A 17,149-nucleotide genomic window follows, 5' to 3' on the forward strand; every position below is an offset into this window, starting at 1 on the left:
TTTCCTTCACTGGAGTTATGGAATCATCCACGGAACCAGATAAGCCTGAACCGTAATAATGATGCCAACAAAGACAGTGAATATGATGCTATGTTTTACCGTGAAACGGAACAAGTCAGATTCTTTTCCAACTAACCCTACCGCTGCACAAGCAATGGCAATCGACTGGGGAGAAATCATCTTACCCGTTACACCACCGCTGGTATTCGCTGCTACAAGCAATACTTCTGGAATACCAATTTGCTGAGCCGTAGTCGCCTGTAGTGCCGAGAACAAAGCATTTGAAGATGTATCTGAACCCGTAAGGAACACACCAAGCCAACCCAAAAATGGCGAGAAGAAAGTAAACGCATGACCCGTATGCGATAGCGCCAAAGCTAAAGTTGCAGATAAACCTGAATAGTTCGCAATAAAAGCAAAAGCCAACACCATACCAATCGAGTAAATCGGTGTTTTCAGCTCATTGAGTGTTTCACCAAAAGTCGTTACAGCTTCACTTGCTTTCATTTTTAAGAAAATAGCAGTGATGATTGCAGCAATAAAAATTGCAGTACCTGTAGCAGAGAACCAATCAAACTTATAAATCGCTTCGTATGGCTTCATCTCTGCCACAATTGGCGGCATTTTTTCGACTAATTTATGTAAATACGGCACTTCAAGTTTAAAAATCCAGTGTTCAAGAGCACCATCTTTTGCAAATAAGGCTTTAAATGGCTTAACACTCCAGATGGTGACCATCACTGTTAAGATGGCAAATGGAGACCACGCCTTCACAATTTTGCCGATGCTATAACGTTGAACCGTAGTAGGTTGCTGAGTCAAAGTTTGACCCGCTTCAGGTTCAAAACGGAAAATATGTTTGGGTTTCCAAACACGGAACAGTAAAGTTAAGCTCACCAATGACGCAATTGCTGCGGTAATGTCTGGTAACTCAGGACCAATGAAGTTAGAAGTGAGATACTGAGCAATCGCAAACGAACCACCACCGACAACTACCGCAGGCCAAGTTTCCTTAACACCACGCCAACCGTCCATAATCGCCATAATCCAGAACAGCACGATTAGCGTTAAAAACGGCAACTGACGACCCACCATCTGGCTAATTTCCATGGTGTCTACGCCAGAAACCTGTCCTGCCACAATAATTGGAATACCCATTGCACCGAATGCCACTGGTGCTGTATTTACGATCAAACATAAACCAGCAGCGTAAAGTGGTTTAAAGCCTAAACCAACAAGGAGTGCAGCGGTAATCGCAACTGGAGCACCAAAGCCAGCAGCCCCTTCTAAGAAAGTACCAAAGGCAAACCCAACCAGTAACATTTGCAGACGTTGGTCTTCGGTAATCGACAAAATGCTTGAACGAATAACGTCAAATTGTCCTGTTTTTACCGAAATTTTATATAGAAAAACTGCCCCGATAATGATCCATGAAATTGGCCATAGACCATAGAAGAAACCATAAATAATGGATGCAAAGGCCATTTGACCCGGCATTTGATAGAAAAAGAGCGCAATCAATAATGCAATAATGACTGTGCCTGTACCGGCAATACTGCCTTTTAAACGAAAAACAGCCAATGCTAAAAAGAAGAAAATAATCGGGATTAATGCAACCGCACTGGACAGCCAAATATTATTTAAAGGGTCATAAAGTTGTTGCCACATATTGAGCATTGTCATCTCCTTGAAATGCCGGGGCGAATTTTTGTACCTTAAATCTTTAAACATTTAGCACAATTGGTATTACCAATTAAAATTTAAGTGCAAATGTTATTCCTTAAACCACAGACCGCATCATAAACACAGCTATTTGCAAGATCAACCATTAAATAATTATCATAATTGGTATGACCAATACTATTAAGTAAAATCAAGCTATTTCGAACTTATAGATTTTTTTATTAGACTAAAGTCGTAAAAATCTTTTTTATAAATTTAGATTGAGTCTATAGAAATGAAGCGAAAAATTTGAATATAAAAACTATAAACATACCTGTTTCATGATCTATGTATAATGTGCACACAACTCAAACCACATGTATTGAATTGAATAATGACTACTTTAACGTGTTTTAAAGCTTATGATATCCGAGGCAAACTCGGCACCGAATTGAATGAAGAAATCGCCTATAAAATTGGCCGCGCTTACGGACAAATCTATAAACCAAAGACTGTTGTTGTAGGTTGTGATATTCGTCTAAGCAGTGAGGATTTAAAACAAGCGACCATCCGCGGTTTAAATGATGCGGGTGTCAATGTGCTTGACTTAGGCATGACGGGTACTGAAGAAGTTTACTTCGCCGCTTTCCATTTAGATGTACAAGGCGGTATTGAAGTTACTGCTAGTCATAACCCAATGGACTATAACGGTATGAAATTGGTTCGAGAAAATGCTCGTCCAATTAGTGCAGATACAGGTTTAAAAGAAATTCAGGCTTTAGCAGAAACCAATAACTTTGAAGAAGTTAGTCAAAAAGGTACAACGCAAAGTTATAACATTTTGCCCGAGTTCGTTGACCACTTAATTACCTATATTGAACCTGCAAAAATCCGCCCCCTTAAATTGGTGGTAAACGCAGGTAATGGTGCAGCTGGTCATGTCATTGATGCCATTGAAGAAAAATTTAAAGCGCTTAACGTACCTGTTGAATTTATTAAAATTCACCATGAAGCAGATGGTACGTTCCCAAATGGGATTCCTAACCCAATTTTAATTGAAAACCGTGACAGTACCCGAAATGCTGTAATTGAACATAACGCCGATATGGGAATTGCATGGGATGGCGATTTTGACCGCTGTTTCTTGTTCGATGAAAAAGGTCAGTTCATTGAAGGCTACTATATTGTTGGTCTATTGGCTCAAGCTTTCTTGATTAAACAGTCAGGCGAAAAAATTGTTCATGACCCACGTTTAGTGTGGAACACATTTGATATTGTAGATGAATACAAAGGTGTTGCCGTGCAGTCAAAATCTGGTCATGCATTCATTAAAGATGTCATGCGTGAACACAATGCTGTATATGGCGGTGAAATGAGTGCCCATCACTATTTCCGTGACTTTGCTTACTGCGACAGCGGCATGATTCCGTGGTTACTCACCGTTGCCCTACTCTCTGAAACAGGACAATCTCTTTCAACCCTAGTTGAAAATATGATTACCAAGTTTCCTTGCAGTGGTGAAATCAACTTTAAAGTAGCTAATACACAGATCACTATTCAAAAGATTTTCGATTTCTATGCTGATCAAAATCCACAAATTGATCGTACCGATGGTGTAAGCCTCGACTTTGGTGCATGGCGCTTTAATGTGCGTGCTTCAAACACTGAGCCTTTACTACGTCTCAACATTGAAAGCCGTGCAGACCAACAAGCTCAACCAATGCAGCATTATATAGATGAGTTAACTGGATTGATTCAGAGCTAATCAACAATAAAAAAGGAGCGATTTGCTCCTTTTTTTATTTACTTAGTTATAGCCATTAGGATTCTGCTTCTGCCAATTCCAGCTATCCTTAAGCATATCTTCTAAACCATATTGCGGCTGCCAACCTAGCTCAGCAATTGCACGAGCGTTATCAGCAAATGATGTTGCTACATCGCCTGCTCGACGTGGTGCAAATTCAAAAGCAACAGGCACACCGTTAACTTGCTCAAATGTATTTTTAACTTGCAAAACTGATGAACCATTACCTGTGCCAATATTCCATGCACGGCAACCTGTCGCTTCTAATCGATTATTTAGAGCACATAAATGTGCATTCGCCAAATCGACGACATGGATATAGTCACGTACCCCAGTCCCATCTACAGTATTGTAGTCGTTACCATAAATAGATAGCTTTTCACGGCGACCTACAGCAACTTGAGTCACATAAGGCATTAAATTATTTGGAATACCTTGTGGGTCTTCACCAATACGGCCACTCTTATGGGCACCAACTGGGTTAAAATAGCGTAGTAAAGCTATCGACCATTTAGAATCTGAATTTGACAGTTTTTGCAGCAATTGCTCAACAATCAGTTTAGTATAGCCATAGTTATTACTTGGCATACCTGTTGGCATATCTTCATTTAATGGAGATATATTGGCCTCGTCATATACTGTCGCAGAAGAGCTAAACACAAGCGTATAGACACCTGCTTTTTCCATCGACTTAACGAGTTGAATACTACCAGCAATATTATTATCAAAATAAATCAGTGGTTTTTCCTGACTTTCACCTACTGCCTTTAAACCTGCGAAGTGAATTACAGCATCAATTGAATGATCTTGAAACACGCGATCAAGTTCATTTGCATTACGAATATCACCCTGAACAAAAGCTAAACTCTTTTGTGTGATATCTTGGACTCTCGTTAAAGACTCTTCAGAACTGTTTGATAGATTGTCAAAAACAATCACTTCATGACCAGCGTTTAAAAGCTCTACACAGGTGTGTGAACCAATATAACCAGCACCACCAGTAACTAGGATTTTAGCCATCTACTTTTCCTAATAATATTTTAATTAATCCACGTGTTGAGGCATCTAATGATGAAAGATCATTTTGAACCCCATTTAAAATAGGTAATAGCTGATCAGCAATCTGCTTGCCTTTTTCGACACCCCATTGATCAAACGGGTTAATATTCCAAATTACAGACTGCACAAAAACTTTATGCTCATATAAAGCAATTAACATTCCCAAACTATATGGATTCAACTCTTTCAATAACAGGGTTGAACTCGGTTGGTTACCTTCATATTGCTTGTAAATCGGCAGTTTTTCTAATTCAGTTGAGTCTAAAGCGTCATTACCAAAGGCCAATAATCTTGATTGGGCCAAACAATTCGATAATGCAAGATGATGCTGCTCGACTAAAGCCTCTGCATTTTCAACATAGGTAAAATGGTCAGCGTTATAGCGTTGGACTGGCGCAATAAAATCACAGCTTACTGCTTGAGTTCCTTGATGTAATAACTGATAGAAGGCGTGTTGAGCATTTGGTCCAACTTCCCCCCATACAATTGGGCACGTATCAAGTTCGACTTTTTGACCGTCACGTTGTACCGATTTACCATTAGATTCCATTTCAAGCTGCTGTAAATAAGCAGCGAAATACTTTAATCGACCATCATAAGGCAATACGGCATGAGTTTGAATATTTAAAAAATTATTGTTCCAAACGCCTAACAACCCCATTAAAACAGGAATATTTTGCTCATAACTTGTATTTTGAAAATGTTCATCTACTGCATGAGCACCAGCTAAGAGTTGCTGAAAACCTTCAACCCCGATACTCAACGCAATAGGTAAACCAATGCATGACCACAATGAGTAACGGCCACCTACCCAGTCCCAAAGCAGTAATTGATTTTCTGGGGCAATCCCCCATTCAGTCATTTTATCTGCTTTTGTTGATACTCCAACAAAGTGACTTTTTAAAACTCGGGCATGTGTTCCCAAAGTTTTTTCAAGCCACTGACGTACGGTTTGGGCATTTGATAAAGTATCAATCGTTCCAAAAGATTTTGAAGAAATAATAAATAGTGTCGTTTCTGGACGAAGTTGGTGGAGCAACTCCGACAACTGACTACCATCCATAGTCGATACAAAGTGAACATTTAAAGGTTTAGCCGTTTTCACTTTAAAATCTGACAACGCATGGGTGACCATTTGTGGCCCTAAATCAGAACCACCCACACCGATGTTCACAACATCTTGAATCACTTCACCGGTTGCACCGCGATATTGACCAGCATGAATCTTTTCCACTAAGGCATACATACGTTGTAACTGGCTATGGACTTGAGCCGTTAACTCTGGGAACTTCGAATAGTCAACTGGCAAGCGTAGTGCCCAATGCATTGCTGCACGTTGCTCCGTACAATTTACTTTGTCTTGTGAAAAAAGACGCTCTATCCATTGATTTAATTGTTTAGTTTTCGCAAGAGCAGTCAATTGTTCCAAAATGTCTTTAGTCACACGATGCTTACTATAATCAAAAACTAATGGATCAAATTTTATAGAATATTGTTGAAAGCGATCCGGTTCTGAAGCGAACAATTCTTTTATGTGTAACTTTGAATTTTTCTCACCCATTAACTGTAACTTTAGTAAAGGTGAAACCAACTCTTTAGGAAATTTCTCGATAGATTTACTCATAAACGACCTACTCCTTCATAAGCAAAGCCCTTAGCCTTTACATATGCTGGGTCATAAATATTACGCCCATCCAAAATTAAAGGATGTTGCATCAATTGTTGTAACTGCTTAAAGTCAGGACTCCAGTACTGTTTCCATGCGGTAACCAAACATAAGGCATGTGCGCCTCGAGCAGCCTCATATTGATCAGTACACAGTACTAAATCCTTACGGTCACCATATGTAGCGGCAATTTCATCTAATGCTTGAGGATCATGCAAACGTACTGTTACACCTTGCGCCCACAATGCAGCTAATAAAATATGAATTGGCGAGTTATGTATGCTTGAGGTATTTTCTTTGAAGGATGCACCCCAAATAGCCACGGTTTTACCATTCAAATTACAATGATAATAATTCCACAGCTTACGGAATAAAATTTCTTTTTGTTGTTCGTTAATCGCCCATACCTGCTCTAACAGTCGACTTTTCGCCCCAGTTTCAGAAACAGTACTTGAAAGTGTTAAAATATCATGCGAAAAGTTTTCACCCCCAAAACCGACTCCAGCAGACAAGTAAGCCGCACCAATACGTGTATCGGCCGCAATTCCATGCTTCACATTAGCAATATCAATACCGAGTTTCTCCGCCACCATAGCTAAGTCATTCATATAACTAATGCGGGTCGCCAACATGCCAGAAATACTAAGTTTGGTAAACTCAGCGTCCAAGATCGGCATAAATAAGTATTGATAACTAAAGCGGAAAAATGGGCGTAACAGCTCTTGCATTGTATCCCGTGCATGATTGGATTCAACACCAACAATGACATGCTTTACATTCAATACGCTGTTAATGGCATTTCCTTCTTGAATTACATCAGGAAAATAGACCCACTCGTCTTTTGGTAAATATTGTTTTAACTGATCAGTTCCATGTAAGCCAAATGTAGAACCATTTACCATTAATCTAGGATGAACAATAGGACGTTGACTTAACTTCTCAACCGTATTTAAAGCAAGTTGAATTTGTGTAGGGCTAAAACAGAATAAATAAACCTCAACATCAAGAGGAATAGCAGAAAAAGGACTTTCTTGTAGAAAACCCGATCTTCTTTGCTTATTTAAATAATTATTAACTTCTTGATCTTGATAGGAAAGTACAGAAATATTTTCTTCGCAGGTGACACTTGTGCACCAATAAATCTGATTGCCATATTCAGCCAGTAATGCTGCCATTACACCAGCGTGTAAGGTGGTTCCAAACACTGCGATTTTCATTGCACACCTGATTTTTTAATATTCTATAGACTTCTCTTCCCGTTAAGGGAAGAGAATATATTGATTGTTTATTATATTCAGCAGTTTTTACAAATACTTAAGTAGAACTACACAATATTACAACTTAAGCTCTTGAATTAACTTTTTAAATTCCGACCCTAATTTAGGATGTTGAATTCCATAATGTAATACAGCTTTTAAATAACCGACCTTACTACCGCAGTCAAAAGTTTGGCCTTGCATACGATAGGCTTCAACAGTATCTGTTTCTTGTAACATCGCAATCGCATCTGTTAACTGAATTTCATTACCCGCACCTTTTGGCGTATTTTCTAAAAGGTGCATAATTTTTGCAGGTAATATATAGCGACCAACTACAGAAAGATTTGAAGGTGCAGAGCCAACCGCAGGTTTTTCGACAATACCTTGCATGGCAACGCTTTCACCTTCATTAGGACTATGGTCTACATCTACAATCCCATATTGATCAACAAGGTTATCAGGTACAGCTTCTACCATAATTTGTGCGGCTTGCACGGCATCATAACGTGCAATCATACGGGTTAAATCATTTCGACCCGAGTCATCTTTTACCAACACATCTGGTAATAACACTGCAAAATCATCTTGACCAACAATACTCTTTGCACATAAAACCGCATGTCCTAAACCTAAAGGCTGAGGTTGTCTGACACTTACAACACTCACATGGGGCGGAACAATTTGGGTAATTTCTGCAAGCAAATCAAACTTCTTTTTTTGCTCTAACGTGGTTTCTAGTTCAAAGTTTCGATCAAAATAATTTTCAATCGACGCTTTTGAAGAGTGAGTCACCAAAATAATTTGCTCAATTCCCGCTTCAACCGCTTCACGTACCACATACTCAATGGCTGGGCGGTCAACAACGGTTACCATTTCCTTCGGAATTGACTTGCTTGCTGGTAAAAAACGCGTGCCTAATCCGGCTACTGGTAAAACTGCTTTTTTGATCATAATAAAGATTTCAAGATATAAAATTTACTTTACAGAAGAATCAACATTTTCTGGAGCATCATTACCCTTAAATAAAGATGGTCCAACATGTCCTGGCGCGTTAATGCCTTCACGCTTTGTCATTACCTTGACTGTTTTAAACATAATTTTAAAGTCAACCCAAACATTGTGATTGTCGACATACCATACATCACACTTAAATCGTTCTTCATAATCTAATTCATTACGGCCACTTACCTGAGCAAGGCCTGTCATTCCTGGACGCACTTCTAAACGGCGCGCTTGCTCTGGTGAATATAATGCAACAAAGTCTTTAAGCATTGGACGAGGTCCAACTACGCTCATGTCACCTTTAAGCACATTAATCAATTGCGGCATTTCATCTAGGCTCGTGGAGCGCAATTTTTGACCAAATGGGGTAATACGTGCCTCATCTGGTAATGGGTTTCCTTCTGCATCAAAAGCATCCTTCATAGAACGGAACTTAATCATTTTAAATAATTTTCCGTCCTTTCCAGGTCTTTCCTGGTAAAAGAATATTGGTGAACCTAAATTTTTACGAACCTTATAAGCAACGATCAGAAATATTGGCGACAGAACAGTTAAAGCTATTAAAGAAATGACTATGTCTACTAAACGCTTCATATTTTCATTCACTCATTTTTTAATATCTTTACGGAGAAAGGTATTATAAATTTTACCCAATAAATTTGCTGGCAACAGTCTAAACGCAGACCGTACCAGAAACAGCATGTTAGCATATAGAGGATTTTGTAACTTTAGTTGTTTTTTTAAATCTAGTAACTGTTTTTCACTTTTAATATATTGGAAACCTTTACGACGTCCATGCATACCATTATCAATACGTGCATAGACTAAAACATCTGGTAAGTTCTGAATTATGTACCCCTTAGCAATCACCCGTAAAAAGAGATTATAGTCTTCCATCCATAAATGATGTTGATAGCCACCAACTTCAAGAATATGGGACTTTCGATATGTAATTGTCATATTATTAAACGGGCTTTGCTTCTTTGCATAATTTCTTAGATCTTCATTTGATAAAGGAACGTTACGCATACCTGTTGGATTTTGAGTATCTTCAACAAACTCAAGAATTTGTCCCCCCACAATTGAAACATCCGGGTTTTTTTCCAAAAATTTAATTTGCTTTTCAAACCTTTCGGGCACATAAATATCATCTGTATCTACAATACAAACAATGTCATAGGTACATTCTTGTAATCCAATATTTTTTGCTTTTCCTGTTCCAACATTCTGTTCAAGTTTTTTAACCCGAAGAACTTCACCTAATTTTTTTTGCCATTTAGCAATAATTTGATCTAATTCAGGAGTTAAAGGACCATCCTCAATTAAAACAATTTCTGTAGGTTTTAAAGTTTGCTTATCCCAAATACTTTCCATACATGAATTAAAATGTAACGGATGTTCTTTATGATAAATAGAACTTAAGACAGAAAACATAAAACTTTATCCTTGCAAAACTTTCCCAATCCAAATTTTTAAAATTTGTTCAGGTTGATATTTTTCAGCATTTAATAACGACTCTTGGGAAAAGCGTTTTAATAGATCTGGAGATGAAGCAAGTTTTAGAATTGCTTCCGCCAATTTATCAATATTTTGATCTTCAACTAATAATCCATTTTTATTTTCTTGAATGACATCACTAGGACCATATGGACAATTATAGGAGACAATGGGTAAACCAAAACTTTGTGCTTCTATTAAGACCATTGGTAAACCTTCATATTTTGATGACATTACAAAGAAGTTAGATTGTTCGTATACTTGCTTTACGTTAGAAGTTGTCCCCATTAAGGTCACATTTCGAAGAGAATTTCTAGTAATGTAGTCATCTAACATTGAATAATGTTCACCTTCTCCGTAAATATTTAACTGCCACTCAGGGATAGATTGATGTATTTTCTCCCACGCTTGAAGCAGATGGATATAATTTTTCTGATCAGTTAAACGACCAATTGTTACAATTTTTTTATTATTCTGTTGATGTGTTGAGCTAATAGGAAATGGCGAAAAATTAGGTATTACAAGCACATTTGAATGAAATTTATCAAATTGCTCTTTGTCATTTTGAGTAAGAGTCACCACTTGATCAATTTTTCGATATAACAGTTTACTTAAAATTTGTATTTTTTGAGGACGACTGACAAAAGAAACATGTTCCAAAATTACTAGTTTTTTAATATTAGGGACAAAGGCACATAGTAAAGACAATTTGCCCATATTATGGACAATTACCACATCATAATTCGAGGCAGCAATATGTTTTTTAAGTTTTTGATAAAACTGAAATAAATTACCATCCAGTGCTATTACGTTTACATTATCAGCAACAGGATATGCTGTACTATTTTTATTCGACTCTCTATTTAATAACGTAATATCATAATCTTCTATAGCTGACATCTTATTGGCCAATTCAACAGCGACACGCTCTGAACCAGATTTACTCTTTAAAGAATTAATTAAAAAAAGAATTTTCACAAAAATTAACCCTTTGATAGTAACTTAAAAATTATACGTTTAAATAAATATTGACTTTGGAACTTAGATTTACAAACTGATCTAACTAAAAAAACAAACATTTTAAAAAAATTTTTATGAGCTTTAGCCATGAATGCTTTTTTTAATAAAATATTTGATTTATCAAAATCTTCTTTATATCTGGAATAGTAACTTAAGTAATTCTGTACATTAACAGGACTAAAATTATCTTTACCTGACTTTACTCTCATTTCATAAAGCTCAACCACATAATTTGACATTAATCTCTGATTAAATCCAATTGTAGAGGTTGTATTTCCATCACGAATGCGAACTGAATACTCAAAACTATTCAAATTAGTAAAAGATAATCCTAATGAATGCATTCTTAATAAAAAATCATAGTCTTCAGCACCAGGAATTTCTCTATATCCATTAAGCTTATTATAAACATCTCTTCTAGCCAACCAAATATGAAGTACTGGAGAGGCGTATTTTATTGTTTTATTAATTATACTATCTCCAATGGGCATTTCCTGCTTTCCAATAAGTCTATTGCTAGCATCAATCGTATTAACATGACTCCCAATTAAATTATAATTAGGATTTTCTAATAAAAATTCTAATTGTTTTTCTAATCTTTCTGGAGTGCTAATATCATCACCATCCATTCTAGCAATAAAATCACCTTTTGCTTGTTCTAAAGCAAAATTTAATGTTTTTACAATTTTTGAATTTTCCCGATTCTTAAAAAGTTTAATTCTCGGATCAATCTTTACTAATTCAGCAACCACACTATAAGTATGATCAGTGGAGCAATCATCAACTACAATTATTTCAATATTTTTATATGTTTGATTACAAATTGATAGAACAGCCTCTCTAACAAAAGCCTCAACATTATACACAGGTATAAGAACACTGATTAAAGGTAGACTAGATAACATTTTTTTTACCACTCAAAGCTAGAATAGAAGCAATAGTTAAGGACATGATTGGGAATAAATACAGTCCTAAAGAAAAGCCCATTAGAAAAAAGAGAGCTAAAAAAACTAACAAATCTTGTTTGGCAATTTTTCTTCTAGAATTTTCAATTCTAAATAAGAAAAAATTAAAGAAATAAAGAAAATAAATAATCGTACCAATAATTCCAGTTTCAAAAATTAAAACTACAGCAATATTATGTGCTCCAATCCCCAATGCATCGTAAGTTTGTGCCAAACCGTTCCCAAATAAATATTGAAATAATGAAAAATTATTAGACATATAAGTTAAAGCTTCATCAATAATATAAATTTTAGATAAAAAACTTCCATCTGTAATCATATCAATATGTAATATTAAGTAAATAAAAGCAGAAACAGTTGATAAATAAAATATTGGTTTAATAATAGTTACATAACGTGTATTAACAGATAAATAATATAAGCAAGCCAATACTCCACCTAGCATAGCTGAGCGAGAAAAACTTAAAAATATTAAGATTAAAAAGACAAATATATATTTGTTTAGTTTTAAAATTATACTAATATAAAGAAGGCAAAATAAGTGCAAAGCAACAAAATTCGAATCTTGAAAAACAAAACTATTTAATTTATATGGATAAAACCACTCTTCTTCAACACCAGGTTGTAAAGCATAAACCGGAAAAGATACACGATACAACATTTCAATTAAAAAATAAATAAAACATAGATTTAAAAAATAAGGTATAGCTTTTACATTCCTATCATTTTTTAAACAATAGTAAAAAATAGGAAAAATTAAAATTGAGAGAGTGGCATTAAGTACCATACCTATATCTGTTTTCATTAATAGAGAAACAAGCCCTAAAAAACCGATAAAGCACAAAGATACGATTAGATAAGAATAATTAATTATATAATTTTTAAATAAATATCCAAAGAAGACAGCTACACCTAAAATAATATATACTGGTTTTAAAGTAAAATAATAAATATAAAAGACTGACCCAAAATACAACAAACTTAATTTTATATTATCTAACCTAATCATACCAATCTCACCAAAAAAAGCCAAACACTAAATTTTCTCTATAATTTCAATGAGTTGACTAAATTGAAAATTAGAAGTTAACTCTACTGGTACTGTAGTAATGCTTGTTTTCTTATTTAAAATAAAATCAGAAATTTTTTCATAATTACGTGTTGCAATACCTAAATTATACTTATTAATTAAATAAGCTAACTCACCATCTTCATCACACAAGGCAATTATAGGTTTTCTTGCACGTACATATTCATAAAATTTCCCAGTTAATACTCCTTTTTCAAAAGTACTATTACCTAGTGCAATAATCAAATATTCAGCACTATTTTGTATTTTTAAAATTTCATCTCTTGGCAGCTTATCATTAAAATTAATTTTTAAATCAGGATACTGGGCGATATACCCTTCAACTATAGGTTTGTCACTACCAAAAAAATCAATTTGTTTATTTGTCTTAATAAAACTTAATGCCTTAAATAAAGGAGACAAGTCTCTTAACCCGCCATATAAACCGCCAGTATAAACAAAGTCATAAGATTTTTTATCTTTATGATGACTGTCTAAGGAATCATCTATAAAACCATTACGAATGACTTCAATTTTATATGGAAGATAATCCTCCATAATTAATTTCATATGCTGAGTCACGACCAATATAAGATCAGCATTTTTAAATATTTTATTTTCAAATTTCTTATCAATAGAACGTAAGGACATTGGCATTTTTCTGTAGGGAGTAGTAGCCCATAAATCCCTATTATCGGCTATCCATTTAATATTTTGGTACTTATCCTTAATTTCTTTTGCTACACAATGTAATGTAAAAGGTAACGCCATCGAAAATATAAGATTGGGCAAACCATTTTTAGAAATATATTCTTCAATAGCCTTTAAAAATTGATTTTTCTTATAGATAAAATGATCAGGATAGGAGAAATGTACTAATACACGTTTAATAATTTTAAATTTATTTGCATTAGGGTTCTCGTAATCAAGAGCCGATAGTACACTACTAAAACCTACGTCTATCACCTCAATTCCTGTGAGATCAGCATTATAGTCTTTTGAAACATAATTATCTTTAAAAGAGGTAAAAACTGTAACCTCATGACCTTGATCCACTAAATATTTTGCAAGCTGATAAGGTCTAACAGCGCCAATCATATTAACAGGAGGAAAAAAAGCAGCGATCATAAAAATTTTCACTGTTTCATCTCCAGTACTTTTACTATATTTTCAGCGGTGTTGCCATTTCCATAAATATCTTTAATAGAAATTTTATTAGGTGATTCATTCACTAAAGATGAATGAATTAAATCAGAGTTAGAACCAACAAGTACGTTATAACCATTGTTTACAAGCTCTACCCACTCTGTCTCTTCTCTTAAAGTTACACATAATTTATTATGAAAATAAGCTTCTTTTTGTACTCCACCAGAATCTGTCACAATAAATTCACTATGAACTTCTAACCATACCATTTCTAAATATCCGATAGGATCTACTACTCTAATATTTGAAGGAATCATTAAACCATACTGTTTAATCTTACTCACTGTTCGTGGATGCAATGGTAAGATAATATCTTTCTGAGACAGTTCTAATCCTTTTAAAATATTAGATAATTTTGTTATATCGTCTGTATTTTCAGCTCGGTGAATTGTACATAAAACAAACTTTGTTAAATTTAAAGCCTCAAACCATGAGGGCTTAACCATTTTTTCTTTATAGTACAGAGCAACATCATACATAATGTCACCAACTACAAATATTTTATTTTCGTTGACGCCTTCACGGAGTAAATTGTCTTTAGCTCCCGAACTTGGTACAAATAAATAATTACTAATTTGATCTGTCAAAATACGGTTAATTTCTTCTGGCATTTGTCGATTAAAGGAACGTAATCCAGATTCAACATGTGCAATAGGGATATGTAATTTTACAGCAGCTAATGCACCCGCTAATGTCGAATTAGTATCACCATAGACTAAAACTATATCAGGCTTTTCAATTAAAAGTATTTCTTCAATTTTTTCTAATTGTTGCCCTGTCATGGCTCCATGAGTTTTCCCACCAGTCTGTAACATATATTTAGGCTTTGGAATATCCATCTCTTCAAAGAAGACATCTGACATGTTTTGATCATAGTGTTGTCCAGTATGAACAATAACTTCCTCAATCTTAGAACTTCTCTGAACTACTCTAGAAAATGCCGCAGCTTTAATAAATTGGGGTCTAGCACCTAGTACTGTTAAAATTTTCATCATTTAATTTCCTTTATTACTTTAGCAGGTACACCTGCAAGTATGAGCTTACCTTGTGGAAAACTTTTTGTAACAACAGCACCTGCAGCAACTACTGTACCTTCTCCAAGCACAACGCCGGGTAAAATTACACTATTCATCCCTATCCAACATTTATCACCGATAATTACATCCTTGCCATCTGTATGCGCGTCCAAGTCAGCGAGTTGATGGTTTGCTGTAATAATTCCAACATTGGGAGCGATATAAGTCCCTCTACCTATATAAATATGGCCATTAAAGTTTTGGAAATATGTCCCTGGTGACTGAAAATTATTTAAATCATCTGGATGAAAGTGGATATTTGCAGGATTTGATATTAAGCAAGTTAAACTGGTAGGAAAAGGCATGGGACGCCCTAACCTAAGTATATTCTTCACCCAAATAGATTTAAATGCTAGTAAATATCCGCTCAAACTATTATCAAAATATCTACCTTTTAAATATTTCTCATCAAAAAATAAATTTAAAAACAAGCGCACACAAGGTAATATAAAATAGATTATTTTTCTTAATATTTTTTTCATAGACCTACCATCCTTAAAATTGAAGCTATTAGAGTTCCTAATAAAGTTGCAATTATAATAAAAAAAGCAACTTTTTTTATTAAAAGAATATGATCTTTAATTTTAAGACCAGCAGCATTAGAAAAAACGATATAGCAAATACTATAGAATATCCCACCAGAGATTGCATAGGCTTCCAATAAATATGATGGGTTTAAATAGAACTGTCCATATAACATCCCTATGCGTAATATAAAACCAGTTAGAGTTAATAAAAGCATTTGCTTCTGATGACCAACAATATGCATAATCATCGATATAGGGGAGGCTATTAACTGAAAAGCAAACCATGGTATCATCCAACTTATAATTAAGCCTACTTTTTCCCATTCTTGACCAAATACATATTTAGCTAAAATAGGACTAATTAGACCTATAAAAATTAGACCACTAACACCATATTTAAATAAATTTTCCAGTATATTTATAGTATATTGAGTAATAGTTTTTTCCTGCACAGCTACAGGTGCGTGAGCTAAATACACTTGCGAAACAGCTCCCCCAATTAACTGGATAGGTACAGCCATTACTTGCATTGCTATCATTAAATAGCCAGCTTCTGAACCTAGAGCTAGTGTAGCAATAATAATTATAGGAAGTTGAGCTCCAGCAGAATTAGCTAAAGAATCAAGAGTTGAATATTTAGGGAACTGATCATTTTTTTTAAAAACTGTACATAACTGATTAACAGTTATATTTTTTATAATAAAATCTGCTTCTTTCCAAAAATTTCTAGCTAACTTTCCAATTCCAGCGGAAATCTTAATAATTTGACCGAGAACCAACCCCAAAGCTGCTGCTCCCCAAAATCCCAATATTATTTGCGTAGCTACCCCACTTACCGACTGTACAACTCTTGTTCTAGCAATTACAGTAAAATTTTTCTTTCGAGTTGCCCAATATTGGAGTGCTGTATATATTCCTGAAAAAAAAACACCTAAAGGAATTAACCAAATTATTTGGTTAAAACGAGGTTGCTTTAATAGAGTAATAATTTCTGTATGAAATAACCAAATTAAAAGAGCAATTAATATACTAATAACAAAATTACTTATTAATGCTAATATAACTAATACGACTGCTTCTTTATCCTCTAAAGGAATTGGTATTGCAATTTCAAAACGCAAACAGCTTGCTACTGTAAGAATACCTAATATTGAGGCATAAACGGCAAATGTAGAAAACTCAATAGGGCTATATAATCGTGTTATAAAAGGTAAAGCTATTATAGCCAACCCTTGAGCAAAAGCTGTACCGCCAACAAGAACTGATACAGCTTTTAAAAAGCCTCCTTGAGCATTTAGCTTTACATTAATTTTTTCAAAAAGGCTTCTCACAGCTCA

Annotated in this window: 15 protein-coding genes; 1 reads left to right on the top strand and 14 read right to left on the bottom strand. The window is 34.9% G+C overall.

Annotated features, from left to right (window positions below):
• Nucleotides 1–15: 15 nt before the first annotated feature.
• A complete protein-coding gene (gene lldP, locus KTI78_RS13030; protein ID WP_171067925.1) occupies nucleotides 16–1,683 on the bottom strand; it encodes an L-lactate permease in 1,668 nt (555 codons plus the stop codon).
• 373 nt (nucleotides 1,684–2,056) lie between these two features.
• Between lldP and KTI78_RS13035 the strand changes: the two genes are divergently transcribed.
• The gene (locus KTI78_RS13035) at nucleotides 2,057–3,427 is read left to right on the top strand and encodes a phosphomannomutase CpsG (RefSeq protein WP_262446330.1); all 1,371 of its coding nucleotides are present in this window, start codon (nucleotides 2,057–2,059) and stop codon (nucleotides 3,425–3,427) included.
• Between the two features lie 42 nt (nucleotides 3,428–3,469).
• On the opposite strand, the gene galE is transcribed toward KTI78_RS13035, so the two are convergent.
• The 13 genes from galE to KTI78_RS13100 all read right to left on the bottom strand — a co-directional run bounded on the left by galE (nucleotide 3,470) and on the right by KTI78_RS13100 (nucleotide 17,143).
• Entirely contained in the window at nucleotides 3,470–4,486 is a 1,017-nt protein-coding gene (gene galE, locus KTI78_RS13040) for a UDP-glucose 4-epimerase GalE (RefSeq protein WP_262446331.1), read from the bottom strand.
• Nucleotides 4,479–6,149, bottom strand: coding sequence for a glucose-6-phosphate isomerase (gene pgi / locus KTI78_RS13045; protein WP_262446332.1), 1,671 nt, complete (start codon nucleotides 6,147–6,149; stop codon nucleotides 4,479–4,481). The genes galE and pgi overlap by 8 nt, the downstream gene beginning before the upstream one ends.
• Nucleotides 6,146–7,408, bottom strand: a complete 1,263-nt coding sequence (locus KTI78_RS13050; RefSeq protein WP_262446333.1) for a nucleotide sugar dehydrogenase — start codon at nucleotides 7,406–7,408, stop codon at nucleotides 6,146–6,148. The genes pgi and KTI78_RS13050 overlap by 4 nt, the downstream gene beginning before the upstream one ends.
• 117 nt (nucleotides 7,409–7,525) lie before the next feature.
• On the bottom strand, nucleotides 7,526–8,401 hold the full coding sequence (gene galU / locus KTI78_RS13055; RefSeq protein ID WP_262446334.1) for a UTP--glucose-1-phosphate uridylyltransferase GalU: 876 nt from the start codon (nucleotides 8,399–8,401) through the stop codon (nucleotides 7,526–7,528).
• Between the two features lie 24 nt (nucleotides 8,402–8,425).
• Nucleotides 8,426–9,046: a sugar transferase gene (locus KTI78_RS13060; protein WP_025470407.1), complete on the bottom strand. Its 621-nt coding sequence runs from the start codon at nucleotides 9,044–9,046 to the stop codon at nucleotides 8,426–8,428.
• Nucleotides 9,047–9,058: 12 nt separating this feature from the next.
• On the bottom strand, nucleotides 9,059–9,886 hold the full coding sequence (locus KTI78_RS13065) for a glycosyltransferase (RefSeq protein ID WP_262446337.1): 828 nt from the start codon (nucleotides 9,884–9,886) through the stop codon (nucleotides 9,059–9,061).
• 6 nt (nucleotides 9,887–9,892) lie between these two features.
• Nucleotides 9,893–10,927 carry a glycosyltransferase family 4 protein gene (locus tag KTI78_RS13070; RefSeq protein WP_262446338.1) on the bottom strand — a complete coding sequence of 345 codons (1,035 nt, stop codon included), beginning with the start codon at nucleotides 10,925–10,927 and terminating at the stop codon, nucleotides 9,893–9,895.
• 5 nt (nucleotides 10,928–10,932) lie between these two features.
• Complete coding sequence (locus tag KTI78_RS13075) at nucleotides 10,933–11,874, bottom strand: glycosyltransferase family 2 protein (protein WP_262446339.1); 942 nt, start codon at nucleotides 11,872–11,874, stop codon at nucleotides 10,933–10,935.
• Nucleotides 11,864–12,943 carry an O-antigen ligase domain-containing protein gene (locus tag KTI78_RS13080; protein ID WP_262446340.1) on the bottom strand — a complete coding sequence of 360 codons (1,080 nt, stop codon included), beginning with the start codon at nucleotides 12,941–12,943 and terminating at the stop codon, nucleotides 11,864–11,866. Before KTI78_RS13080 ends, KTI78_RS13075 begins: the two co-directional genes overlap by 11 nt.
• A gap of 27 nt (nucleotides 12,944–12,970) precedes the next feature.
• Nucleotides 12,971–14,131, bottom strand: coding sequence for a glycosyltransferase (locus KTI78_RS13085; protein WP_262446341.1), 1,161 nt, complete (start codon nucleotides 14,129–14,131; stop codon nucleotides 12,971–12,973).
• Between the two features lie 8 nt (nucleotides 14,132–14,139).
• Complete coding sequence (gene wecB / locus KTI78_RS13090) at nucleotides 14,140–15,204, bottom strand: non-hydrolyzing UDP-N-acetylglucosamine 2-epimerase (protein WP_262446342.1); 1,065 nt, start codon at nucleotides 15,202–15,204, stop codon at nucleotides 14,140–14,142.
• The gene (locus KTI78_RS13095) at nucleotides 15,201–15,767 is read right to left on the bottom strand and encodes an acyltransferase (protein ID WP_262446343.1); all 567 of its coding nucleotides are present in this window, start codon (nucleotides 15,765–15,767) and stop codon (nucleotides 15,201–15,203) included. Before KTI78_RS13095 ends, wecB begins: the two co-directional genes overlap by 4 nt.
• Nucleotides 15,764–17,143 (bottom strand): lipopolysaccharide biosynthesis protein, encoded by a 1,380-nt coding sequence (locus KTI78_RS13100; protein WP_262446344.1) that lies wholly within the window; start codon nucleotides 17,141–17,143, stop codon nucleotides 15,764–15,766. Before KTI78_RS13100 ends, KTI78_RS13095 begins: the two co-directional genes overlap by 4 nt.
• Nucleotides 17,144–17,149 lie beyond the last annotated feature (6 nt).

The organism is Acinetobacter sp. WU_MDCI_Abxe161 (assembly GCF_025514355.1).
GTDB lineage: Bacteria > Pseudomonadota > Gammaproteobacteria > Pseudomonadales > Moraxellaceae > Acinetobacter > Acinetobacter pittii_E.

Excerpts from the sequence above, each read along its gene's own strand:
- lldP (WP_171067925.1), bottom strand. The coding sequence starts at position 1,683 with ATGACAATGCTCAATATGTGGCAACAACTTTATGACCCTTTAAATAAT.
- KTI78_RS13035 (WP_262446330.1), top strand. The coding sequence starts at position 2,057 with ATGACTACTTTAACGTGTTTTAAAGCTTATGATATCCGAGGCAAACTC.
- galE (WP_262446331.1), bottom strand. The coding sequence starts at position 4,486 with ATGGCTAAAATCCTAGTTACTGGTGGTGCTGGTTATATTGGTTCACAC.
- pgi (WP_262446332.1), bottom strand. The coding sequence starts at position 6,149 with ATGAGTAAATCTATCGAGAAATTTCCTAAAGAGTTGGTTTCACCTTTA.
- KTI78_RS13050 (WP_262446333.1), bottom strand. The coding sequence starts at position 7,408 with ATGAAAATCGCAGTGTTTGGAACCACCTTACACGCTGGTGTAATGGCA.
- galU (WP_262446334.1), bottom strand. The coding sequence starts at position 8,401 with ATGATCAAAAAAGCAGTTTTACCAGTAGCCGGATTAGGCACGCGTTTT.
- KTI78_RS13060 (WP_025470407.1), bottom strand. The coding sequence starts at position 9,046 with ATGAAGCGTTTAGTAGACATAGTCATTTCTTTAATAGCTTTAACTGTT.
- KTI78_RS13065 (WP_262446337.1), bottom strand. The coding sequence starts at position 9,886 with ATGTTTTCTGTCTTAAGTTCTATTTATCATAAAGAACATCCGTTACAT.
- KTI78_RS13075 (WP_262446339.1), bottom strand. The coding sequence starts at position 11,874 with ATGTTATCTAGTCTACCTTTAATCAGTGTTCTTATACCTGTGTATAAT.
- KTI78_RS13080 (WP_262446340.1), bottom strand. The coding sequence starts at position 12,943 with ATGATTAGGTTAGATAATATAAAATTAAGTTTGTTGTATTTTGGGTCA.
- KTI78_RS13085 (WP_262446341.1), bottom strand. The coding sequence starts at position 14,131 with ATGATCGCTGCTTTTTTTCCTCCTGTTAATATGATTGGCGCTGTTAGA.
- wecB (WP_262446342.1), bottom strand. The coding sequence starts at position 15,204 with ATGATGAAAATTTTAACAGTACTAGGTGCTAGACCCCAATTTATTAAA.
- KTI78_RS13095 (WP_262446343.1), bottom strand. The coding sequence starts at position 15,767 with ATGAAAAAAATATTAAGAAAAATAATCTATTTTATATTACCTTGTGTG.